At 57.9% G+C, this 21698-nt stretch carries 22 protein-coding genes and 2 pseudogenes; 14 read left to right on the top strand and 10 right to left on the bottom strand.

The window, feature by feature from the left end; all coding sequences use genetic code 11:
- Nucleotides 1-22: 22 nt before the first annotated feature.
- Nucleotides 23-928 (top strand): LysR family transcriptional regulator, encoded by a 906-nt coding sequence (locus FBY10_RS04995; RefSeq protein ID WP_145334817.1) that lies wholly within the window; start codon nt 23-25, stop codon nt 926-928.
- On the opposite strand, the gene FBY10_RS04990 is transcribed toward FBY10_RS04995, so the two are convergent.
- Nucleotides 925-1548: an HAD family phosphatase gene (locus FBY10_RS04990; RefSeq protein ID WP_131698976.1), complete on the bottom strand. Its 624-nt coding sequence runs from the start codon at nt 1546-1548 to the stop codon at nt 925-927. The genes FBY10_RS04995 and FBY10_RS04990 overlap by 4 nt on opposite strands.
- Before the next feature lie 304 nt (nt 1549-1852).
- On the opposite strand from FBY10_RS04990, the gene FBY10_RS04985 reads away from it, so the two are divergent.
- Nucleotides 1853-3022: an anthrax toxin-like adenylyl cyclase domain-containing protein gene (locus tag FBY10_RS04985; protein WP_145334819.1), complete on the top strand. Its 1170-nt coding sequence runs from the start codon at nt 1853-1855 to the stop codon at nt 3020-3022.
- A 61-nt stretch (nt 3023-3083) separates the two neighbouring features.
- On the opposite strand, the gene fabV is transcribed toward FBY10_RS04985, so the two are convergent.
- Nucleotides 3084-4280, bottom strand: a complete 1197-nt coding sequence (fabV, locus tag FBY10_RS04980; protein ID WP_145334821.1) for an enoyl-ACP reductase FabV — start codon at nt 4278-4280, stop codon at nt 3084-3086.
- A 309-nt stretch (nt 4281-4589) separates the two neighbouring features.
- Here fabV and FBY10_RS04975 point away from each other — a divergent pair, with 309 nt between their 5' ends.
- The 5 genes from FBY10_RS04975 to FBY10_RS04955 all read left to right on the top strand — a co-directional run bounded on the left by FBY10_RS04975 (nt 4590) and on the right by FBY10_RS04955 (nt 8241).
- A complete protein-coding gene (locus tag FBY10_RS04975) occupies nt 4590-5414 on the top strand; it encodes an aspartyl/asparaginyl beta-hydroxylase domain-containing protein (protein WP_145334823.1) in 825 nt (274 codons plus the stop codon).
- 147 nt (nt 5415-5561) lie between these two features.
- Complete coding sequence (gene ppnN / locus FBY10_RS04970) at nt 5562-6935, top strand: nucleotide 5'-monophosphate nucleosidase PpnN (RefSeq protein ID WP_131698972.1); 1374 nt, start codon at nt 5562-5564, stop codon at nt 6933-6935.
- A gap of 213 nt (nt 6936-7148) precedes the next feature.
- A complete protein-coding gene (locus FBY10_RS04965; protein ID WP_131699039.1) occupies nt 7149-7406 on the top strand; it encodes an AbrB/MazE/SpoVT family DNA-binding domain-containing protein in 258 nt (85 codons plus the stop codon).
- Entirely contained in the window at nt 7403-7798 is a 396-nt protein-coding gene (locus FBY10_RS04960; RefSeq protein ID WP_131698971.1) for a PIN domain-containing protein, read from the top strand. Before FBY10_RS04965 ends, FBY10_RS04960 begins: the two co-directional genes overlap by 4 nt.
- A gap of 71 nt (nt 7799-7869) precedes the next feature.
- On the top strand, nt 7870-8241 hold the full coding sequence (locus FBY10_RS04955; RefSeq protein ID WP_131698970.1) for a hypothetical protein: 372 nt from the start codon (nt 7870-7872) through the stop codon (nt 8239-8241).
- Nucleotides 8242-8248: 7 nt separating this feature from the next.
- Here the strand turns inward: FBY10_RS04955 and FBY10_RS04950 are convergent, their stop codons facing one another.
- Together FBY10_RS04950 and FBY10_RS04945 are read right to left on the bottom strand one after the other, a co-directional pair.
- On the bottom strand, nt 8249-8578 hold the full coding sequence (locus FBY10_RS04950; RefSeq protein ID WP_131698969.1) for a YXWGXW repeat-containing protein: 330 nt from the start codon (nt 8576-8578) through the stop codon (nt 8249-8251).
- Nucleotides 8579-8709: 131 nt separating this feature from the next.
- Nucleotides 8710-9606, bottom strand: a complete 897-nt coding sequence (locus FBY10_RS04945) for a LysR family transcriptional regulator (protein WP_145334825.1) — start codon at nt 9604-9606, stop codon at nt 8710-8712.
- 50 nt (nt 9607-9656) lie between these two features.
- Here FBY10_RS04945 and FBY10_RS04940 point away from each other — a divergent pair, with 50 nt between their 5' ends.
- A complete protein-coding gene (locus tag FBY10_RS04940) occupies nt 9657-10370 on the top strand; it encodes an NADPH-dependent F420 reductase (RefSeq protein WP_256663384.1) in 714 nt (237 codons plus the stop codon).
- An 85-nt stretch (nt 10371-10455) separates the two neighbouring features.
- Here the strand turns inward: FBY10_RS04940 and mqo are convergent, their stop codons facing one another.
- Nucleotides 10456-12102 carry a malate dehydrogenase (quinone) gene (mqo, locus tag FBY10_RS04935; protein WP_131698966.1) on the bottom strand — a complete coding sequence of 549 codons (1647 nt, stop codon included), beginning with the start codon at nt 12100-12102 and terminating at the stop codon, nt 10456-10458.
- A 493-nt stretch (nt 12103-12595) separates the two neighbouring features.
- Between mqo and FBY10_RS04930 the strand changes: the two genes are divergently transcribed.
- Nucleotides 12596-13783: an MFS transporter gene (locus tag FBY10_RS04930; protein WP_145334829.1), complete on the top strand. Its 1188-nt coding sequence runs from the start codon at nt 12596-12598 to the stop codon at nt 13781-13783.
- Nucleotides 13784-13942: 159 nt separating this feature from the next.
- Complete coding sequence (locus FBY10_RS04925; protein ID WP_131698964.1) at nt 13943-14782, top strand: lipopolysaccharide kinase InaA family protein; 840 nt, start codon at nt 13943-13945, stop codon at nt 14780-14782.
- Between the two features lie 56 nt (nt 14783-14838).
- Here FBY10_RS04925 and FBY10_RS31665 read toward each other — a convergent pair whose 3' ends face one another.
- A complete protein-coding gene (locus FBY10_RS31665; protein ID WP_145334831.1) occupies nt 14839-15060 on the bottom strand; it encodes a hypothetical protein in 222 nt (73 codons plus the stop codon).
- A 197-nt stretch (nt 15061-15257) separates the two neighbouring features.
- Between FBY10_RS31665 and FBY10_RS04915 the strand changes: the two genes are divergently transcribed.
- On the top strand, nt 15258-16010 hold the full coding sequence (locus tag FBY10_RS04915) for a metallophosphoesterase (RefSeq protein WP_131698962.1): 753 nt from the start codon (nt 15258-15260) through the stop codon (nt 16008-16010).
- 249 nt (nt 16011-16259) lie between these two features.
- On the opposite strand, the gene FBY10_RS04910 is transcribed toward FBY10_RS04915, so the two are convergent.
- The 3 genes and pseudogenes from FBY10_RS04910 to FBY10_RS32115 form a co-directional block, all read right to left on the bottom strand.
- Entirely contained in the window at nt 16260-16508 is a 249-nt protein-coding gene (locus FBY10_RS04910; protein ID WP_082340961.1) for a CsbD family protein, read from the bottom strand.
- A gap of 336 nt (nt 16509-16844) precedes the next feature.
- Complete coding sequence (locus tag FBY10_RS32120; protein WP_371920963.1) at nt 16845-17552, bottom strand: methyl-accepting chemotaxis protein; 708 nt, start codon at nt 17550-17552, stop codon at nt 16845-16847.
- A 423-nt stretch (nt 17553-17975) separates the two neighbouring features.
- Nucleotides 17976-18485: pseudogene (locus FBY10_RS32115) on the bottom strand (MCP four helix bundle domain-containing protein); the annotation flags it as partial.
- 305 nt (nt 18486-18790) lie between these two features.
- Between FBY10_RS32115 and FBY10_RS04900 the strand changes: the two are divergent.
- Complete coding sequence (locus FBY10_RS04900) at nt 18791-18931, top strand: DUF2256 domain-containing protein (protein WP_131698960.1); 141 nt, start codon at nt 18791-18793, stop codon at nt 18929-18931.
- Nucleotides 18932-18986: 55 nt separating this feature from the next.
- Here FBY10_RS04900 and FBY10_RS32110 read toward each other — a convergent pair.
- Nucleotides 18987-19097: pseudogene (locus FBY10_RS32110) on the bottom strand (DUF6124 family protein); the annotation flags it as partial.
- A gap of 270 nt (nt 19098-19367) precedes the next feature.
- Here FBY10_RS32110 and dusA point away from each other — a divergent pair.
- Both dusA and tal read left to right on the top strand, forming a co-directional pair.
- Nucleotides 19368-20354, top strand: coding sequence for a tRNA dihydrouridine(20/20a) synthase DusA (gene dusA, locus FBY10_RS04895; RefSeq protein ID WP_145334833.1), 987 nt, complete (start codon nt 19368-19370; stop codon nt 20352-20354).
- 308 nt (nt 20355-20662) lie between these two features.
- Nucleotides 20663-21589, top strand: coding sequence for a transaldolase (gene tal, locus FBY10_RS04890; RefSeq protein WP_053136503.1), 927 nt, complete (start codon nt 20663-20665; stop codon nt 21587-21589).
- Nucleotides 21590-21698 lie beyond the last annotated feature (109 nt).

The following is a 21698-nucleotide window of genomic DNA, read 5'->3' as shown; positions in this document are numbered from 1 at the left end:
GACTTTAAACCAGGACTTTACAATGGATCTATTCCAGGCGATGTCGGTATACGTAAAAGTGGTGGAGAGCGGCAGCATGACCGCCGCCGCCCAGGCCTGCGGGATGTCGACCACGATGGTCGGCAACCACTTGCGCGCCCTCGAACAACGCCTGGGCGTCAGCCTGCTCAAGCGCACCACCCGCAAACAGAGCCTGACGGAGTTCGGAGGGCAGTATTACCAGCGTTGCCTGGAAGTACTGGGACTGGTGGCCGACTCCGAGCAACTGGCCGAACAGGCCCACAGTGACATTCCCAAAGGCACTCTGCGCATCACCGCCCCGCCCGCCTTCGGCACCGAACGCTTGGCGCCGGCCTTGAGCGAGTTTTCCCAACGCTACCCGCTGATCAAGCTGTACGTGGTGCTCAGCAACCAGCGCGTGGACATGGTCGACAGCGGCTTTGACGTGGCCATCCGCCTTGGCGAACTGGAAGCCTCAAGCCTGATCGCCCGACCGATGCAGGACTACACCATCACCCTGTGCGCCTCACCGGACTACCTGGCCCGACGTGGTACACCACAGACGCCCGAGGACCTGCAACAGCACGACTGCCTGGCGTTCGCCTACCCTTCCACCGATGACTGGCGCAACGCCGACAAGCTGTGGCGCATGACCGGCGCAGAAGGCGAAGTGGAAATCCCGGTGTCCGGCTCGCTGACCGTCAATAGCTCCCAGGCCTTGCGCCAGGCAGCCGTGCAAGGCATGGGGATCGTCATGCTGCCGGATGCCCTGGTGCAGCCCGACCTGCAAACCGGCAAGCTGGTGGCCTTGCTGACCACCTATCAACTGCCCAGCCGGCCCATGCATTTGCTGTACGGCCAGGATCGTTATCGCTTGCCGAAGCTGCGCGCCTTTGTGGATTTCGCCATGGAAAAGTGGGCGCGCTAGAAGCCCACGCCCAACTCGCGCAATCGCGCCGCCGTCTGCTCGGCAGACACATGGTGAATGCCTTGCCAGCCGAGGGCGACGGCCGCTTCGATATTGCCGGCGACATCATCGATAAACACCACTTCCCCCGGCTGGATATCCGGCAGGTACACCCGTACCTGGCTGAGACTGGCGTGGTAGATCGCCGCGTCGGGCTTGATCAACTTCAACTCGCCGGACACCACGATGTTGCGGAATTTCCGAAGGAAGGGGTAATTGGCAAGCGCATAGGGAAAGGTCTCCGCCGACCAGTTTGTGAGCCCGAACAATGGCATGTTGGCCTGATGCAGCGCGTTGAGAATCGCCACGCCTTCGGGCAACGGGCCACGCAGCATTTCGTGCCATCGGTCGTAGTAGGCCGCGATCAAGGGTTCATGGTGGGGGTATTGATCGATCAGGCTTTGCGTGGCTTCGGCCAGCGGCCGCCCCGCATCCTGCTCGGTGTTCCAGGCCTGGGTACAGATGTTATCGAGGAACCACTGTCGCTCTTGATCGTCGGCAATCAGTTTGCGGTACAGGTGCTGCGGGTTCCAGTCGAACAGTACACCGCCAAAGTCAAACACTACTGCGCGGATCGTCATGGGTTCCTCCCTTTTGTGCAACGCCAGAATCAGGACAGTTTGGCATGTACCCGGCCCCTAGCAGCAAGTAAGCACGAGTAGGATTGTTCTGAAATTCAAACAAGGCGTGCGCGGGGAACCCGCAGCGTCCCTTGTTAATAAAGGCCTTTAGCTTTAATGCGCGGATTCTATCTCACATAGATAGTCACACTTGTTCTTCCTGTTTGAAGGCGCCCTCACTTTAATCTCGGGAATCCAACTCAAGGAGCTAGCGTCTGGAGGGAATCATCGAACTTCGCTGTAGATATGACTCGGAGAAACTTCAATGACAAGCATAACCTCTTCAGTGACCTCCCCTTCCGCATACAGCCTTGCCGCGCTGCAAAACTATCTTGCCCAAGGCGCAAATACTCCTACAGCAGTGCTGATCGATCGGGTCAAGGACGAAACAGGCATCGTGCCAAGCCATCTTGCCCCCTTGCAAGACATCGCAATGACCACCAACTCCATCATAGGCATACGCCCGGTCGAAACCGTCGCAACTGGCCTGATAGAAGCCGGGCACCCCACCAAGGACTTCCATATCAAAGGCAAGAGCGCCAACTGGGGCCCTCAGGCAGGTCTGATCTGTACAGACCAGGCATTCAGCAAACTTGAACAAGTTGCTGAAAAAACACCAGCCAAAGTAGCCAAGGCCAATGAGCAAATCCAAGCGTGTATCCAAGAAGGCCATGCAGTTGCAACGCCCCTGCAGCTGTCGAGCCAGCGCCTTGATGTATTGGTCAAGCTCGGCCACATAACCCAACTGGCCGTTCAGGGCGCTGACGGCACATTGCAATTAAGCGCCCGCGGGCCCAGTCAGCAAACCTATACATTCGAAGCCCATCGCACGTCACCCTCAAGCGACAGCTACTTCATCACCCATCAGGGCAAGCCCCTTGAAGTGCTGGCCAAGCATGCAGAAGGTAAACCGTTGACCGCCGATTACGATCTGCACCTGATCGCGCCCCATATCAGCGACTTCGGCCCCCAGGACAAACTCCCCATACCGGACGTGGCCCACAGTGTCTTCAAGGGTCGAGTTGAACGCTATAAGCAAGCTCCTGAGGCGCTACGCGCAGACTTCGACAGCCCCGCCCATTTCTACCGGAAAGAAGATCCCCACCTTGGCAACGCAACACCACGGATAGAGCAGATGATAGGGCTGATCAATCAAAAATTGGTCGGCGAGGGAGAGAGAGTGGTTCATCACAGTGCGGACTCGGCCAGCCCGGCCACGGAAGTGGCTGCCAATTACCCGGCGACTTTTTTCCTACCGGCAAAACTGGGTCGATTCGATGAAATCAGCATCATCCACGACAGCAGGGAAATGGCAGAACTGATCAAGACCGCCAAGGACAGCGGTTATCACGTACCGCTGAATCCCCTGTGGGAGAAAGAAGTAACCAACGTGAGGCGGTCCGCCTTCACCCAGGCAAAAAATAGCCTTGCCTGAATCATGACGGGAAGACAGCGGCCTGATAACCCGATGATCAGGCCGCTATCAGTCACATCATTTACGCTTGGATCAAGCCGTTGATCTTCACGGTCGGATTGACGTCAGCCTCGTAATCCACACCCTGGACTTCAAAGCCGAACAAGCGCAGGAACTCAGCCTTGTAGCCGGCGAAATCACTGATCTCGTTGACGTTCTCGTCGGTGACCTGGTTCCACAGTGCCGCCACGGCGTCCTGAACCTTCGGTTCCAGTTCAGCCAGGTCGGCACGCAGGCGACCATCGGCATCAAGCTTCGGTTCGCTGCCGTACAGGCTGTCCTTGAACAGGCCGTAGACCTGCTCGATGCAGCCTTCGTGGGTGCCCTGCTCTTTCATCACTTTGAACAGCAACGACAAGTACAGCGGCATGATCGGGATCGCGGAGCTAGCCTGGGTGACCACGGCCTTGAGTACCGACACGCGGGCGTCGCCCTTCAGTGCAGCGAGGTTGTCGCGCAGGGTCAGGACTTTCTTGTCCAGGTCTTTCTTGGCTTCGCCGATGGAGCCATTCCAGTAGATGTCCTGGGTCAACTTCTCACCGAGGTAGGTGAACGCGGTAGTCTTGGCGCCTTCGGCCAGTACGTCGGCGTCACGCAGGGCGTCGATCCACAGCTGCCAGTCTTCGCCGCCCATGACTTTCACGGTGCCGTCGATTTCTTCCTGGGTCGCAGGCTCGAGGGTGGTGTCGACCACGACGCCTTTGTCGGTATTGATACCGCGCAGGGTCACAGCCTTGCCGATTGGCTTGAGGGTGGAGTTGTAGACTTCACCGGTCTTGGGATCGGTGCGGCGTGGCGCGGCCAGGCTGTAGACGACCAGGTCGATCTTGCCCAGGTCTTTCTTGATGGTTTCGATGGTCAGGCGCTTGATCTCGTCGGAAAACGCGTCGCCATTGATGCTCTTGGCGTACAGGCCTTTTTCGACGGCAAACTTCTCGAACGCAGCGCTGTTGTACCAGCCGGCGGAACTCAGCTTGCCTTCTTCGCCTTCTTTCTCAAAAAACACGCCCAGGGTGTCGGCGCCGCAGCCAAACGCAGCACTGATGCGCGCGGCCAGGCCGTAGCCGGTGGAAGCGCCGAGGACCAGCACCTTCTTCGGGCCATCGTTGATGGCGCCGTGCTCAGTTACGTAGTCGATCTGTTCCTTGACGTTCGCCTCACAGCCAACAGGGTGAGCGGTCACACAGATAAAGCCACGAACCCGCGGTTTGATGATCATAAAATTTCTGCCTCTTCCAAGGTGCCGAAGGCCAATGGTGGCCATTCAACTTCAATCGTACCGGTCTATGACGTCCGAAAAACCGAAGCGTCACGATAGTCGCAAATCTTCTGTTTACAAAATCCAATCCACACGAGCCCACCAGGGTTAAAGACTGTGTCGAGCCTTCACAATTTCGCACTATTTAAAACGCCAATCCGCTGCTGAACGCCTTATCATGACGAAGATGTTTCATTATGTTTCAAAACCCCACCACTCGCAGCCACGGATCCGGACCTGTCGAATGGCGTCCTTCTGGAGCTGAGTTGCATGAACAAGTCTGCTTTGCGTAAGAAAGCGGTATCGGTCGCCTGGGTACTCGGCGTGTTGCTGATTATCGATGTGTTCCCCGAAACCACGCTGGTGTTCCTCTGCCTGGTACTGGTGTGCGGCGTTTACGACTTCCTGCGTAACGGCCTGTATGACAAGCCCACCTTCAAAAAATACTTTATCGGCAGTGGCCGCAATACTTGGCTGCTGGCACCGTTCAACACCCTGTTCGACCTGCTGAGCTCGCGCAACCGTCACCTTTATACGATGCGCGACCTGCCGCCCGCCTGGCGTGCAGACCTGCAACAGGTGCTCGATGACGCCATGGTCCACAAGGATGAAATCATCGGTTACCTGGACGAGCGCATGGCCGAGAAGAAACGCGGCATGTTGTTTTTCCAGTGGTACGGGCGGCCGATCGAAACCACCCTGGATATTCCTGAACTGCGCAAAAAACTGCCGTTCGTGAAAACCATCGGCGTGTCGGTGTTCAACGAAAACCGCTCGACGTCTTTTCACTTCGGCCCGCTGCGCATGATGTTCCGCGTGCTCTACAACATGGCACCGGCACCCCATCACGACGGCGTGTACATCCAGGTCGGAAAGCACAAGCACTACTGGCATGACGACCCGCTGTTTATTTTTGATGACACGCTGATGCATGCGTCCTTCAACAAGAACGACGCCAAGCGTTACTGCCTGTTTATCGACATCGTACGGCCTACGCCACTGCCGTCGGTGCTTAACGCCGTGATCGCGGGGTTTGCCGGGATGGTCTTTACCCTGCGGCGAGTTTTCTACAAAAACTGGAAGCTGATTGAGTAAGTTCTGCGGCATGATGGTGTTGGACGGTATTTGCGCTCGGCCCTGCGCCTGAGGTAAATATCCGGCTCGTGCGCTCTAACCTGCGCCCACCATTCTCACGTCATCGCACCTCGACAGGTGCGGTGGCTGCGTTTTCAAGGAATCAGAATGCCCCAACGCCAAGTCATCAATGCCTCCGTCAGCCCCAAGGGCAGCCTCGAAACCCTGTCCCAACGTGAAGTCCAGCAACTGAGCGAAGCCGGTACCGGCAGCATCTACACTCTGTTTCGCCAGTGCGCCCTGGCGATCCTCAACACCGGCGCGCATATCGATAACGCCAAGACCATCCTCGACGCCTACAAAGACTTTGAAGTGCGCATCCACCAGCAGGACCGTGGCGTGCGCCTGGAGTTGTTGAACGCCCCCGCCGACGCCTTCGTCGATGGCGAAATGATCGCCAGCACTCGCGAAATGCTGTTCAGCGCCCTGCGCGACATCGTCTACACCGAGAACGAACTGGACAGCCAGCGCATCGACCTGAGCAACTCCCAGGGCATCACCGACTACGTATTCCACCTGCTGCGCAACGCTCGCACGCTACGCCCGGGCGTGGAGCCGAAGATCGTGGTGTGCTGGGGCGGGCACTCGATCAATACCGAAGAATACAAATACACCAAGAAAGTCGGCCACGAACTCGGCCTGCGCAGCCTCGACGTGTGCACCGGTTGCGGCCCTGGCGTGATGAAAGGCCCGATGAAGGGTGCGACCATTTCCCACGCCAAGCAACGCATCACCGGCGGGCGTTACCTGGGCCTGACCGAGCCGGGCATCATTGCTGCCGAAGCGCCGAACCCCATCGTTAACGAACTGGTGATCCTGCCGGACATCGAAAAGCGCCTGGAAGCCTTCGTGCGCGTTGGCCACGGCATCATTATCTTCCCCGGCGGCGCCGGCACGGCTGAAGAGTTTCTGTACCTGCTGGGCATCCTGATGCACCCGGACAATCGCGACGTGCCCTTCCCGGTCATTCTCACCGGGCCGAAACAAGCCGCGCCGTACCTGCAACAACTGCACGCCTTCGTCGGCGCCACCCTCGGCGAAGCCGCGCAGGCGCACTACCAGATCATCATCGACGACCCGGCCGAAGTGGCCCGCCAGATGACTGCCGGCCTCAAGGCGGTGAAGCAGTTCCGCCGTGAGCGCAACGACGCGTTCCACTTCAACTGGCTGCTGAAGATCGACGAAGGCTTCCAGCGCCCGTTCGACCCGACCCACGAAAACATGGCCAGCCTGCAACTGAGCCATGCACTGCCGCCCCATGAGCTGGCAGCCAACCTGCGCCGCGCGTTTTCCGGGATCGTGGCCGGTAACGTCAAGGACAAGGGCATTCGCCTGATCGAACAACACGGCCCGTACGAGATCAACGGCGACCCGGCCATCATGAAGCCACTGGATGAGCTGTTGCAGGCGTTTGTCGCCCAGCACCGAATGAAGTTGCCGGGCGGCGCGGCGTATGTACCGTGCTATCGCGTGGTGCAGTGAGCTAGCCCGGCACTGCCGCGCGCTTGATGACAGCCGCCAGGCTTCAACTGGCGGTCGGTCATAGTTTGTATTGCTTTGCGGCGTGGGTAAGCGTGCGGCAGGACTGAGTTCGGACTAGTTTTTATAGGCCGACTCACCCCACCTGAAGAGCGACCTATGGACCAACGGATATTGTCCTCCACCATTCCTTACCCTAAGGTAAGGAGCATCATGTTGGAGATCTTTACTATGGCGACCGCCACACTTACCTCAAAAGGGCAAATCACCATCCCCGTCCAAGTCAGGACCGCACTTGGCCTGGAAACAGGCGACCGCGTCGAGTTCGTCGAAACGGAAGATGGCAAGTTTTCCATCATTGCAGCGAGCAAGACTGTCCATGATCTCAAGGGGTTGATCCAGAAGCCTGCCAGGGCTGTGTCCATTGACGACATGAACCGCGCCATCGCAGCGCAGGGAGCGAAGGCTGGATGATCGGACTGGATACCAATGTACTGGTGCGCTACGTCACCCAGGATGATCCCGTTCAATCCCCCAAAGCATCCGAGTTGATCGAGTCCCTCACCACACTTTCGCCAGGGTTTGTCAGCCTGGTCTCCGTGGTGGAGCTGGTGTGGGTATTACAGAGCTGCTACCAATCCGCCAAAAATGACATCGTCGTCGTTCTGGAAACCCTGCTGCGCACCCGTGAATTGACCATCGAACATGCCGAAGTCATCTGGCAGGCGCTTCGACGGTTCACGGCCAACAACGCCGATTTCGCCGACTGCCTGATAGAGCGCTGCGCCCACGCCGCCGGGTGCGAATACACCGCCACCTTTGACCTCAGTGCGGCCAAGGCAGCGGGCATGAAGCGTCTGGGCTGAGCCGGAACATTGCGGCGACGGGCAGGCTTTGGTAAAAGTCGCGCTAATCCCTGATCGAGAGAAAGCCCCACGTGCGCACGCTTCTTCTTGCTGCCCTGACCCTGACGCCGTCCCTCGCCCTGGCCGAGATCATCTGGCCCGACCTGCCGAAGAGCTGCTTCGTCAGCGGGCGCTCTGCCACCAGTGTGGATGTCGACACCGGCTGCGCAGCGTTCCTGATCAATGTGAAAGGCAAAGCGGCGGGTACGCCGATCAAGGTGGATATTCCCCAATACGCTTTTCACATCGACGAAGCCAGCGGCAAAGAGACACCGGTGATCATCATCCAGGCCGAAGAGAACGGAGAGGTCAAGGCCGTGGGATACAGGGAACTGGGCACCGATCAACTCGGTGCCGCGCTGCTGCGGGAAGTACGGCTCCTGGGTACAAAGAAGCCCTCCTAGTCGGGGTTCAACGAACCCAGCCACCCACCTGCCAGTGGTAACCATCATTGCGCTGCACCCAATGCGGATGCACATAACGATAGCCTTCGCGCACCGGCTCCCAATGGCCGTGTACAGCAACGTAGCGCCCGCCTTCCCAGCGCCAGTAACCACGTGACCATATGTAACCTTCACGTACGGCAGGCTCGACTTCGATGATCTGGGCCGGCGGCGGTTGTGGTGCAACCACCTCGACATATTCACGCTGTACAGGCCGTCGCTCATGCACCACGCGCTCCTGCACACACCCGGACGCCGCGACCACAACTGCCGCTAATGCCGCGTAACGTAACAACATACAACCCCCTCGGGCGTTATCGCCCAACACCTGCACCGGTAAAAATGCCCCCGTGTTTCAGCCGTGCTCCTGCTCAGGCCTGGGTACTTTTTTAACAGGTTGTGTCTGTCGGATTGCTGAAGCAGCACGCATCAAGGGTGACCGAAGCTTCTCAATACCGCTTCGACAAAACGTCTCAGCTTGGCCGTACGCTGGCGGTTCGCCGTGTAGACAAGGTGCATCGGCCGGCTCGGCGCTTCAAAGTCCGGCAGCACTCTCACCAATTCGCCTCTGGCCAACGCCTCGCGCAAGAAGTCTTCCGAACCGAGCACGATGCCAAAACCATCCAGCGCAGCCGACATCAAGGCGCGACTTTCGTTGATCTGCAACCGGCTGGCAACCTGAACCTTGTGTGGGGTCGCCCCGTCGTAAAGTACCCACTCGCGGTCTACCGGCCGCGACCAGAAGGCGTAGCCGAGGCATTCGTGATGCTCAAGATCCGCCGGGGCCTTCGGGGTACCGCGTGCCGCCAGGTATTCCGGCGAAGCACAGACCACCAGACGGTAAGGTGCCAGTGGCCTGGCTGTCAGACCCGTGGTCGCCAGGGGGCCGATACGAAAAGCGGCTTCATAGCCCTCCTCCACCAGGTCCACGAAACGGTCGGTCAGGTGCAATTCAATTTCCACATCCGGGTTGTCGCGCAGGAACCCGGTAATCAACGGCATCAGGCTGTAGGAACCGAAGGTGACGGGAGCGGTGATTTTCAGCTTGCCGCGCGGCGTGTCGTTCATGATCTGCGCCAGTGAATCGGCAGCCTCGGCTTCTACCAGGATATGTTTGCAACGCTCGTAGTACGCGCTCCCCAGTTCCGTCAGGCTTTGCCTTCGTGTGGTGCGGTTAAGTAAGCGAGCGCCCAGGCGCTGCTCCAGCGCGGTGACATGCTTGGCCACCATCTGCGGCGATATGCTCAAGCGCTCGGCAGCCCGCGCGTACGAGCCCAACTCTGCAGCCATCACAAAGGCATTCATGCTCGACAGGCGATCCATCATTCCCTACTCCCAGTAACAACATCCACACCAAAACGACTATTTATCGCCGATTGGTTGCCAATCATCATAACCGCTCCCCCATTCATTGGAGCAAGACCATGAAGATTGGTGTTATTGGAGCAGGCTTTATCGGGCGCGCCGTGGCCCAACTGGCGCTGGCGGCCGGGCACGAAGTGATGTTGAGCAACTCCCGTGGCCCCCACACCATGAGCAGCGTAGTGAGCGGCATACTCGGCGTGCAGGTGGGCAGTGCCGACGACGCCGCCAAATTCGGCGATGTGGTGCTCGTGGCGATCCCCCTGGAGCATTACCGCAGCGTCCCTGCGCAATGGCTGGCGGGCAAGACCGTGATGGACGCCAATAATTATTACCCGAACCGCGACGGCCATATCCCGGTACTGGATCGCTTTGAAACCACTACCAGCCGGTTGCTCGCCGAGCATTTGCCCCATTCACATGTGGTGAAAGTGTTCAACGCGATCTTCGCTCCCGACCTGACGCAGGACGCCCGCCCCCACGGTGCACCCGACCGCCGAGCGTTGCCGGTGGCAGCGGATGACGCCGCAGCGAAGGCACGCGTCATCACGCTACTCGACGAATTGGGTTTCGACGCCGTGGATGCCGGTAGCCTGGATGAGAGCTGGCGGTTGGAACGCGGCAAGCCTGCCTATTGCGTCGCGCTGGACCAGGCTGGCTTGAAGGCAGCGCTGGCCGCCGCCGAGCGTACGGTTGAACTGCCGCCTGTCGAGCGCTCTCGCACTTGACCCCATAAAAAAGCCCGCTGACCGTTACCGGTTCAGCGGGCTTTTTGTTAGCGGTAAGGTCCTGACTCAGGACCTCGCCAGCAGCTTACAGCGCCAGGTCAGACGCCGGCTTGCTCGGCTCAGCCGCAGGCTTGGCGGCCTCGGTGGCCTTAGGAGCAGCCTGTTGCGGAATCGCGGGCGGTGCAGGCAGTTGCAGGATATTGGCGGTGTAGGCCCATTCCTTGGCAACAGCCTCAGGACTGTCGTTCAGCTTGGTGCCGTAGCTCGGTACGATCTGGTGCAGTTTTGCCTGCCACTCAGGGGTCGCGACCTTGTCCTTGAACACTTTCTGCAGCACGGTCAGCATGATCGGAGCCGCGGTGGACGCGCCTGGCGATGCACCCAACAGGCCTGCAATGGTGTTGTCGGCGGAGCTGACCACTTCGGTACCGAGTTTCAGGACGCCGCCCTGTTCTTCGTCACGCTTGATGATCTGCACGCGCTGACCGGCTTGCCACAGGCGCCAGTCGGATTGCTTGGCGTTCGGGAAGTACTCTTGCAGCGCCTTGAAGCGGTCGTCATCCGACAGCATCAGTTGGCCGGCGAGGTACTCGACCAGTGGGTATTCACGAATACCGACTTTGGTCATTGGCCAGATATTGTGGGTGGTGGTGCTGGTCAGCAGGTCCAGGTACGAGCCTTCTTTCAGGAACTTGGTCGAGAAGGTGGCGAATGGGCCAAACAGAATCACGCGCTTGCCATCCAGCACGCGGGTGTCCAGGTGCGGAACCGACATCGGTGGCGCGCCAACCGAAGCCTTGCCGTAGGCCTTGGCCAGGTGCTGCTCGGCGACGGTTGGGTTATCGGTCACCAGGAACGAGCCGCCGACCGGGAAGCCTGCGTATTCCTTGGCCTCAGGAATGCCCGACTTTTGCAGCAGGTGCAGTGCACCGCCGCCGGCGCCGATGAACACGAACTTGGCGTCGGTTTCAGTCTTGGTGCCGTCTTTCAGGTTTTTGTAGCTGACACGCCACGAGCCGTCGGCGTTCTTGGTGATGTCCTGCACTTCGCTCGACAGTTTCAGGTCGAACTTAGGCGTGGTTTGCAGGTGAGCGACGAACTGGCGGGTAATCTCGCCGAAGTTCATGTCGGTACCCAGCGGGCTCCAGGTAGCCGCGATTTTCTGGTTCGGGTCACGCCCTTCCATCATCAGCGGAACCCATTTGGCGATCTGCGCCGGGTCTTCGGAGTACTGCATGCCGGCAAACAGCGGGCTCGCTTGCAGGGCTTCGTAGCGCTTCTTGAGGAACTTGATGTTGTCATCGCCCCACACAAAACTCATATGCGGTGTGGCGTTGATGAACGAACGCGGGTTCTTCAGCACACCCTGCTGGACCTGCCAGGACCAGAACTGACGGGAGATCTGGAACGCTTCGTTGATCTCGACCGCTTTCGGGATCTCAACGTTGCCGTTCTTGTCTTCCGGGGTGTAGTTCAACTCAGCCAGGGCCGAGTGACCGGTACCGGCGTTGTTCCAGCCGTTGGAGCTTTCTTCGGCGACGCCGTCGAGACGCTCGACCATTTCCATCGACCAGCCAGGCTCCAGTTCGTTAAGCCAGACACCCAGGGTTGCACTCATGATGCCGCCGCCGATCAGCAGCACATCGACTTTCTTTGCCTCTTCCGCGTGAACGGACGTGATCCCCATCGACAAAGCCAGCCCCAGCAGGGCAGTGTTTACTTTTTTAAACATCAGTAGCACCTATGATAAAACGCCATCCGCCCCACCGCCCCTGATCATGGGCAACCCTCAATCACGCTGCGCCAGGCAACGCACCGCGGGGTTTGCACAGTCACTCGGGGACCGCAGGGTGGGCACACAAGGCCGACGTATCGACCTCACTTTTATGTCCCTTCTGCGCTGACTTCTTATCATTATTGGCTTCAGCTACCTGGGCGACAGCCAACCGCCGGGACGTATACGGATGTACGTACCGAGGAAAGACTAGACCAAGACGGCGCGCAGAATATCACGCTAAACGGCGTTTATGCGTCGTTTGGCCAATTGACAGCTCTAAATCGCGGGTTTTAACGCGCGGATGTCAAGCGTGGCAAGCGTGACGTGGGGTCACAGGGTGTTTAATGAAACTGAACTCTGCCAAAAAAGGCTGTTCTAGACACCTTCGTCGCTGCTTGCGTAGCATCGGCGGCTTTCCCCCGTATCACCCTTCAACACAGAGCGATCCATGTCTATCCACCAAACTCCCGGGCATGTGCTGCCCGCGCGCAGCGCCGCAAAAATGGAAGCTGCCATGGCCGTGGGCGCTTTCGCTATCGGTACCGGCGAATTCGCCATCATGGGTTTGATGCCCGACATCGCCCAGAACCTAAGTTTAAGCGAACCCCAAGTCGGCCACGCCATCAGCGCCTATGCATTGGGCGTGATGGTCGGCGCCCCACTGCTGGCCATTCTCGGCGCCAAGCTGCTGCGCAAACATATGCTGCTGTTGCTGATGGGCCTGTATGCCCTGGGCAACCTCGCCACCGCCTTCACCCCGACCTTCGGCTCACTGGTGGCGTTCCGCTTTATCAGCGGCCTGCCCCACGGCGCCTACTTCGGCATTGCCGCGGTGGTCGCCTCGAGCATGGTGCCCAACGACAAACGCGCCGGCGCCGTAGCGCGGGTGATGATGGGCCTGACCCTCGCAATGCTGCTCGGCAACCCCATCGCCACCTTCCTCGGCCAGCACTTGGGCTGGCGCTCGGCGTTTGCACTGGTGAGCGTGATCGCCCTGTGCACCATCGCCCTGGTCTGGCAATTCGTGCCCCATCGCCACGACGAACAACGCAGCGACCCACGCAAGGAACTGCGCGCCTTCACCAAACCCCAGGTGTGGATGGCCCTGTCGATTGGTGCCATCGGTTTTGCCGGCATGTTCTGCGTGTTCAGCTACCTGGCGCCGACCATGCTGGAAGTGACCAAAGTGTCGCCGCAGTGGATTCCATTTGGTCTGGCAGCGTTTGGCGTGGGCGGGATTATCGGCAACATCGCCGGCGGCAAGCTGTTTGATCGCATGCAGTTTCGCGCGGTGGGTTGGATTCTGGTGTGGTCGATGGCCGTGTTGCTGTTCTTCCCCCTCGCGGCGTCCTCGCTATGGGGCGTGCTGCTGAGCATGGGTCTGGTGGGCACCATGGTGTCGTTGGCCGCGCCGTTGCAGATCCGTCTGATGGACATCGCCCACGAAGCGCCAAGCCTCGCAGCGGCATCGAACCACGCGGCGTTCAATCTGGCGAACGCACTGGGGCCGTGGTTTGGCGGGATGGCGATTACAGCCGGATACGGCTGGACCAGCACCGGCTACATAGGCGCAGCCACGGCGCTGGTTGGGCTCGGCATCTACTTGATAGCACGGCGAATGCAGGGAGGGCATTAAGCGCCCCGGGCCTGAAAGCACACTTCAATCGTCAGGAACAGCGAATAATCGGTGTAATGGAGACTGTTTCACTTCCGTTCAGCCAAGGTTCAGGTTGGATCCAATAAGCACAAGCTGTAACATGTCCGTCATGTTTATTCCAAATGACAAGGACGTGCTGTGAGCTTTCCTGACACAGGTGTATTGCAGAGTTTTCCGATGACACTCACTCATCGCAACGCGACAATCTTCACCATCGCTCCCACCGACCACAGAACGCAGCAGGCGATTCAGGACCTGATCGACACGCGACACCAACTGACAGACCGCATCAGCGCACCGCTCAAAGGGAAGGAAGCCACCCTGTTCGCCAAATCCCAGCCGCTGGACAGCCTCAGACCCAAATTGCGAGTGACTTTCGGGCGCGCCAAGCGAGACGGTGCGTTTGACTGGCCGGTCGAAGAGGTCATCAACACCCTCGGCGCCCAGAAACGCGGTGCACCGATTGCTGGCTTGTATGGGTTCGGTTACCGAAAGTCAGCGCTTGGCCTGATCCAGGAATTCTTCATCTTTACCGAGATGCTGGAGGGTTACCTTAATGGCCTGGAATGGCTCAAGCAGGAGCGTGACATTCAGAGCCTGATCACCGCGTCGTTCAAACTGTTGCGCTGCCTGCATAGCAAAGGCGTAGTGCACATGGACTTCTGGGCAAACAATGTGATGATCAACCTGGAGCAGCCGACGCACGCCAAGGCCATCGACCTGGAAAACTGCTTTCTCTCGCCAACGGATTACTTGTCCGAGGTGCTGGCGTTTCAATTTGGGTTCTATTACAGGCGGGAGATTTTCCGGTTCATGATCGAAGAGGATTACGACCGGAGGGTGCTGCAAGAACTTGGCAACTACGACGGCGTTGATCGCGCTCGCTTTGACGAAATCTACACGTCAAGCAAACATGAAAACATCAGCCGCCGCGCCAGGCGCGAGATTTTCCATAAAGGGGTTGTGGTAACGGGCTGACTCACCTCCCCCAGCGACAAGGGCGCTTGCCCCGCCGGGCTATATGCGATGCGCCATCAATCATCATGCAACAGCCCCGACCCATACTCCCCATAACTACTCCCCAGCCCACTGCCGCCAAAATTCATCTTTGCGGCCTTGCTGGGGCTGTGGTCCCCAAACGCCTGGCATCCGCCTGAAAAGCAAGGGTCACTGCTCGCGCCGGACGAACCCGATGAGCAAGCACCCAACAGCAACGTGCCAGCAATCATCGCGACTTTGACGAGGTTCGAGATCATTTTTCAGTTCCCTAGGAGCTGGAGGCGCGGGGGGCCTCTCTTGAGCAAGATCGTAGACCTCAACGGTGTAGGGAATTATGAAACTTTGCTGGCTGTCAGGGAGGGTTCAGGTTGCCGCCTTGGCGGGGGATGCCAGGTTTTCGGAGGCGTTGGCAATGATATAGTCCGTCAATGTCCACCCCATCGAAGCCCTGAACATGTACACCATCGAAGTATTTGAATCCAACCCAAAGGGCCGCGACTTCGTGGTGGGTGATATTCACGGGCATTTCAAGCTACTCGCGTCACTCATGAAAAAAGTAAACTTCAACACACTACAGGATCGCTTGTTTTGTGTGGGCGACCTTATTGATAGAGGCCCTGACTCTATAGACGTATTGAAGTGGCTCAGCGAACCCTGGTTTTACGGCGTACGCGGTAACCACGAACAGATGCTTCTTGATTGCCTCTGCGGTCGTGGCGACATCAACAGGCACACACGAAACGGCGGAGCGTGGCTTTACGCGCTGTCGCCCAGTGTCCAGAGCGAGATTTACAACGCACTGCAAACGCTCCCAGTAATGATTGAGATCGGCTTAGCGGATGGTCGAAAAGTCGGCATCGTCCATGCTGAAGCGTTTCTTTCATGTGCTACCCATAGTTGGCAAGACGCCAAAGACGCTATCAGTGGAGTGCGAGGGAAAACCACGCAACAACTAGCGTTGAAAACCGCACTCTATGCCAGGGAAAAAATAGAGCAGCAAAACCTAGCACCGATCACAGGTTTGGATAGGTTATATGTGGGCCACTCGACAGTCCCTCATGTGCACGCATTGGGCAATGTCGTTTATATCGATACAGGTTGTTCTTTTTCGGACGGCGCGTTGAGTTTGATAGAGATGGAAAGTGGAGAGGTTGCGCATGTGAGCATGCATTCATTGCATGACGCTCTCGGCGTCAGCTCGCAGTAGTTACTTGAACGTGAGCAAATATTTCCCTAAGGGATTATGACTCTATGCTGGGGGACAGCCCCTCCAGTGTCCATTTCCACGAGCTAAGTGGTCCAATAGCCTCGTAGTAATTCAGACGCGGTGCGCGGATGGAATTGAGTCGTGCATACCTGCCCGCGCCCCAGAAGCCCACTGATGGAAAAATCTAGGGGGCGGGGGTGAATAAACGCAAAAGGGAGCGCCCCTGTCGGAACGTCCCTTCTTCCTCACTCAGCGACGAAAAAGACGGTCTAGAACCAACAGGGCAACTGCACCAATCGCGATTGCCGCAACTGGTTTTTCTTTAACGAATGTAGATACGCTGTCCAGTGCGTCGCCATAGGTTTGTGTCAGCTGTCCAGCTGCTTGCCGACCAGCACCTTCAGCTTCCAGCTTCGAATCACCAAACAGTTTCCCAACTGCGCTCTGCGCTTTGCCGGCAACCTTTTCAACAACACCTTCTACCTGTTCGCTCTTCATGATTCACCAAACCTTCGTGTGTGATTGAGTAACCCAGAATAAACCTGGGCTTTAGGCAACCTTCACGGCATTAGGGAGACTCTGGTAATGATTAGTTCAAAGTTGATGAGGCTCACAGGTGGCCAGCTATCATTAACTCGAAAACTTGAAGGAAACAGCCCCCGCTGACGGCATGCAGACGCCCTCAGCAAGACTCCATGTAGCAGCCCCATTAAGATAAGTTGGCATGTTCTGTCTTACTTCGACCGAGAATCCTGCGTGGCCAGTTAAACTTCTGAGTAGCCCAGCAGTCGCGCATAGACGTCAGTGCAGCAGTGAAAAGCTGTCCTGAATCCACTAAGCCGCAGAGAAGAACGCCACTTTAGCGGTAAGACGATCCGCCAAACCTGATAGCTCGATGCTAGCTGCCGCCACTTGGCGCGCGCCGTTGGCAGACTCAACAGTCGAACCATGAATGCGGTTGATATTTTCAGCGACCTCATCGGTCACGCTACTCTGCTGCACGGAGGCGCTCGCGATCTGGGCGTTCATATGACTGATTGCGGCAACCTGCTCGCTGATCCTTGCCAATGCATGCTGCGCACTGCGGGTTTGTGTGACCGTTTGGCTCGCTAGCTCGCAACTATCGCGCATAGTTTGGGATGCCGTTTCGGTACCCAATTGCAGCGTACTGATCATCTCCCGAATTTCCTCGGTCGACTGCTGTGTACGATTGGCCAAAGAACGTACTTCGTCAGCTACCACCGCAAACCCACGCCCGTGCTCCCCAGCTCTCGCTGCCTCAATGGCAGCGTTCAAGGCAAGCAAATTGGTTTGCGAGGCGATAGCGTTGATGACGTCGATCACCGACGCGATATTTTCACTGTGTTTGGACACCTGGTTCACGGTAGCAGTGGTTTGCTCAAGCGTTACTGCCAACTGTTCAATGGCAAGCGTGGTACTTGCAACCAGCTTGTTCCCACTTCCCACTTCAGTATCAGCCAACCGGGAGGCGTCAGCTGCCTGCGCGGCATATCCAGATACTTCATTAACCGTCGCCGCCATTTGCATTATGGCTGCGGCCACCTGCTCGGCTTCGCGGGTTTGTAAGCTGGTCTGCTCATTGTTAGCCGATGATGCGGCAGACAACTGGGTGGAGGAGTGATTGACCTCTTGGGCCGCCTTACGTACTTGCTGAATAGTCTCTCCGAGATGGCCTAGCGCGTTTTTCAGGACGCCCATCACACTGCCGGGATAATCTGTGGAAATCGTCTGATTCAGATCACCAGCTGCCAGTCGCTCGATGGCCAATGCAACGTCTGTGGGCTCAGCACCCAGCGTGGATTTAACGAAGTGAATAATTACAGCCGACAACGTGATGCTCAGCAGCAAAGCAATACCTGTCGCTATAAGCATCAGCGTACTGAACTGACTGGCGGTTGCCTGCACTGCGCCCAGCTTTGCCTTGATTGATGCTTCCTCGTAGTCGATCAGTGCATTGACGCGTTTCAGCCACTCACTGTAATCCAAAGACGTTTGACGCATCAGCAGCGCCTGAGCTCCAGGTATGTCACCCGCTTGGCGCAGGGAGATTACCGCCCTGGTGGAGTTAAGGGTTTGTTGTTCGATGTCCTTGATAGCGCTCAGTAATCGAACCTCCTCGCCTGTTACGCTTGCGCCCTTGAACAACTGATCCATTGGAGCCGCCGAGTCGGAGTAGGCCTTTTCCAAGGCTGTGACCTCCGATAAGTGTTTTGCCAAATCCGTATCAGTCGTCACCAGCACAGCATCCCGAATAGCGATGGCTCGGTTATGGACACTGCCTCGAAAATTGATTGCATAGCGCTGCACCTTGGCGGCATTTTCGCTGACGTCTTCCAAGGTGGAGTCAATGAACGCAACGCGGTGAATGCCGATGGCGGTTATCAACATGAGCAGCGCCAGGATGGCTGCGAAACTAAGCCCTATGCGTGTGGCCAACGACAGCGTTTTCTTCATGGCTAGCTCGAAAATATGACCTGTACAGGCCTTTGTTGATTTGGAAGAAGCGAACGGTACTACCAGCCCATTACGCTTGATGCCTTGACGATACGTCGACGCAGAAAGGTCATCCAGTTAGCAATACACACCGCCATGATAGCGTATAGCTATCATCATGATGCGTATGTTCTGCAGTGGCCTCGCGATTTACTTAGAGCATTTTTGCGCGGCTATGGCAGTAGGAGCTAATGAGGGAGGTCGCAAAGCCAACGGTCATTAGATCGCCACGTGGGTACCCGCAAGGCAGTTGAAGGTGAACAATTTTGAAAAAGAGTGAGCTTCCAGTAAAAACCTGCCTTACCTGCGGCCTTCCCTTCACTTGGAGGAAGAAATGGACGCGCTGCTGGGAGGAGGTTCGTTATTGCTCTGAGCGCTGCCGACGCAGTAAGCCTGCTAACTGCTGAGCCAAAAGGGGGGTCAGGTTGCCGCCTTCTTGGGGTAAGGCGGCAGGGTCGGGTGTCAGGCTGTGGCCGTGCTGGACGTCGCTTCGACTTGCTCTTGAGCTCGGTCGACAAGCAGAGAGCTCAACTCGATCAGTTGCTGAATGCCCAAAGCGATGGAGCGCTGGGATGCCGCCCAAGCAGACGAGAACAGAAGCGCCGCGTCTCATTTCAGAATCATTGAGGTGAAGCGCCTACGCTTCCGCCTGGAAAAAGGGCGCAGCGCGTAATCGACACCGACTACGATATACCGCGCAATGACCACCTTCAGATCCTCAGAGACGAATTTCACATGCCACAATTACCCGCATACACTTCGGGCGCATACCACGCCTCCCCTACACCCACGATGCATCCCTGATAAACTGCCCACCATTCGCCTCGTTGACTCAGATTCCCAATGCCCCCACAAACCGCTCCCCTCTCCCGCCGCTTTTCCGTCGCACCGATGATGGATTGGACCGACCGCCACTGCCGGTTCTTCCTGCGCCTGCTCTCCAAGCACGCTCTGCTCTACACCGAGATGGTCACCACCGGCGCGATCCTCCACGGCGACCACGACCGTTTCCTGCGCCATAACGAAGCCGAACACCCTTTGGCGCTCCAGCTCGGCGGCAGTGTCCCCGCGGACCTGGCCGCCTGTGCCCGTATGGCCGAAGCCGCCGGTTACGACGAGGTGAACCTGAACGTCGGCTGCCCGAGCGACCGGGTGCAGAACAACATGATCGGCGCGATCCTGATGGCTCATCCGGTCCTGGTGGCCGATTGCGTGAAGGCGATGCGTGATGCAGTGTCGATTCCGGTGACGGTGAAGCACCGTATCGGGATCAATGGTCGGGATAGTTACGCCGAGCTGTGTGATTTCGTCGGGACGGTGAAGGACGCCGGCTGCACCAGTTTTACCGTGCATGCGCGGATTGCGATTCTTGAGGGCTTGTCACCGAAGGAAAACCGCGACATTCCGCCGTTGCGTTATGACGTGGCGGCACAGTTGAAGCGGGACTTCCCCGAGCTGGAAATTGTGCTCAACGGAGGGATCAAGACGCTGGAGCAGTGCCATGAGCATTTGCAGACGTTTGACGGGGTGATGCTGGGCCGGGAGGCTTATCACAATCCGTATCTGCTGGCGGAGGTGGATCAGCAGTTGTTTGGCAGTGAAGCGCCGGTGATCAGCCGAGCTGAGGCGTTGGCGCAGTTGCGGCCTTATATTGCTGAGCATTTGGCGACTGGCGGGACGATGCATCACATTACGCGGCATGTGTTGGGGTTGGGCACCGGTTTCCCTGGGGCGCGCAGATTCAGGCAGTTGTTGTCGGTGGATATTCATAAGGCTGCGGATCCGTTGGCATTGCTGGATCAGGCTGGAGCTTTGTTGGAAGGGCGTTGATTGGATAGCTTGCAGGGGGTCAGTTGGTTATTGGATGAGCTGACATACTGCCATCGGTAGCAAGCTCCCTCCCACATTTGGTGCGGTGTGTGTCAGGGAAGGCCTCAGTTGGCATGAAGGCGTTATCCTACATCGGGCAGTTGGGTTGAACCTGTCGGCCGTTCTGGCCTCCTATTCAGCAGTACGGCCGGGCATTCAAACGGCTGTTTTCAGGTTGTTGCCCTCGCAAACGATCGAACGCATTTGCGCCCTTGAGCGCCTGTCGGCGCTCGGGTAATGTCATCAGACCCATAGGACAGAGCACGCCCATGACTTCCAAGCTGGAACAACTCAAGCAATTCACCACTGTCGTAGCCGATACCGGCGATTTTTCTACCCTCGCCAAGCTCAAGCCTCAAGACGCCACTACCAACCCTTCCCTGCTGCTCAAGGCCGCGTCGATTCCGGGCTATGCCAAGCTGCTGGATGAGTGTGTGCAGGACTGCAACGGCGATGTCGGCCTGGCCAGCGACCGTTTCGCGGTGGCGGTGGGTCAAGAGATCCTTAAAGTAGTACCAGGGCGCATCTCCACCGAGGTGGACGCCCGTCTGTCGTTCGACACCGACGCCGTACTCAAGCGTGCGCACCGTCTGATCGACCTGTACGACAAAGCTGGGGTTAGCCGTGACCGCGTGCTGATCAAGATCGCGTCCACCTGGGAAGGCATCCGCGCGGCGGAGAAGCTGGAAAAAGAAGGCATCCAGACCAACCTGACCCTGCTGTTCTCGTTTGCCCAGGCTGTGGCGTGCGCAGAAGCCGGCGTGTTCCTGATTTCACCGTTCGTAGGCCGTATCTACGACTGGTACAAGAAAGCCAATGGCAACGACTACACCGGCGCTGATGATCCGGGCGTGCAGTCGGTGACGCGCATCTACAACTACTACAAGGCTAATGGCTACAAGACCGTGGTGATGGGTGCGAGTTTCCGTAACCTGAGCCAGATTGAAGAGCTGGCCGGCTGTGATCGCCTGACCATCAGCCCGGACCTGCTGGAGAAGCTGGCGGCGGATGAAGGCAAGCTGGAGCGCAAGTTGTCGCCAGGGCATGCCGGGGAAGCGCGGGTGCATCTGACTGAAGCGCAGTTCCGCTGGGAGTCCAACGAGGATGCGATGGCGACTGAGAAGCTGGCAGAGGGGATTCGTCAGTTTGCTCGGGACCAGGAGAAGCTTGAGGCACTGTTGTCCGCCAAGCTGTAAACGGCGGAGGCGGCAAAAAGGGCGGTACCTGTGAGGGTACCGCCCTTTTTTTGTCTCAAGCCGATCTCAGTTCAACTGTGGGAGGGGGCTTGCTCCCGATAGCGGTGAG

It is taken from the genome of Pseudomonas sp. SJZ103, from assembly GCF_007828335.1.
Taxonomy (GTDB): Bacteria; Pseudomonadota; Gammaproteobacteria; order Pseudomonadales; family Pseudomonadaceae; genus Aquipseudomonas.
Note: the sequence above shows the minus strand (reverse complement) of the source record. Positions and strands in the feature narration are given on the sequence as shown.

Bases quoted from the DNA above. Each gene is read 5' to 3' on its own strand.
- FBY10_RS04995 (WP_145334817.1), top strand. From the start codon at position 23: ATGGATCTATTCCAGGCGATGTCGGTATACGTAAAAGTGGTGGAGAGC.
- FBY10_RS04990 (WP_131698976.1), bottom strand. From the start codon at position 1,548: ATGACGATCCGCGCAGTAGTGTTTGACTTTGGCGGTGTACTGTTCGAC.
- FBY10_RS04985 (WP_145334819.1), top strand. From the start codon at position 1,853: ATGACAAGCATAACCTCTTCAGTGACCTCCCCTTCCGCATACAGCCTT.
- fabV (WP_145334821.1), bottom strand. From the start codon at position 4,280: ATGATCATCAAACCGCGGGTTCGTGGCTTTATCTGTGTGACCGCTCAC.
- FBY10_RS04975 (WP_145334823.1), top strand. From the start codon at position 4,590: ATGAACAAGTCTGCTTTGCGTAAGAAAGCGGTATCGGTCGCCTGGGTA.
- ppnN (WP_131698972.1), top strand. From the start codon at position 5,562: ATGCCCCAACGCCAAGTCATCAATGCCTCCGTCAGCCCCAAGGGCAGC.
- FBY10_RS04960 (WP_131698971.1), top strand. From the start codon at position 7,403: ATGATCGGACTGGATACCAATGTACTGGTGCGCTACGTCACCCAGGAT.
- FBY10_RS04950 (WP_131698969.1), bottom strand. From the start codon at position 8,578: ATGTTGTTACGTTACGCGGCATTAGCGGCAGTTGTGGTCGCGGCGTCC.
- FBY10_RS04945 (WP_145334825.1), bottom strand. From the start codon at position 9,606: ATGATGGATCGCCTGTCGAGCATGAATGCCTTTGTGATGGCTGCAGAG.
- mqo (WP_131698966.1), bottom strand. From the start codon at position 12,102: ATGTTTAAAAAAGTAAACACTGCCCTGCTGGGGCTGGCTTTGTCGATG.
- FBY10_RS04930 (WP_145334829.1), top strand. From the start codon at position 12,596: ATGTCTATCCACCAAACTCCCGGGCATGTGCTGCCCGCGCGCAGCGCC.
- FBY10_RS31665 (WP_145334831.1), bottom strand. From the start codon at position 15,060: ATGATCTCGAACCTCGTCAAAGTCGCGATGATTGCTGGCACGTTGCTG.
- FBY10_RS04915 (WP_131698962.1), top strand. From the start codon at position 15,258: ATGTACACCATCGAAGTATTTGAATCCAACCCAAAGGGCCGCGACTTC.
- FBY10_RS04910 (WP_082340961.1), bottom strand. From the start codon at position 16,508: ATGAAGAGCGAACAGGTAGAAGGTGTTGTTGAAAAGGTTGCCGGCAAA.
- FBY10_RS32120 (WP_371920963.1), bottom strand. From the start codon at position 17,552: ATGGCGGCGACGGTTAATGAAGTATCTGGATATGCCGCGCAGGCAGCT.
- dusA (WP_145334833.1), top strand. From the start codon at position 19,368: ATGCCCCCACAAACCGCTCCCCTCTCCCGCCGCTTTTCCGTCGCACCG.
- tal (WP_053136503.1), top strand. From the start codon at position 20,663: ATGACTTCCAAGCTGGAACAACTCAAGCAATTCACCACTGTCGTAGCC.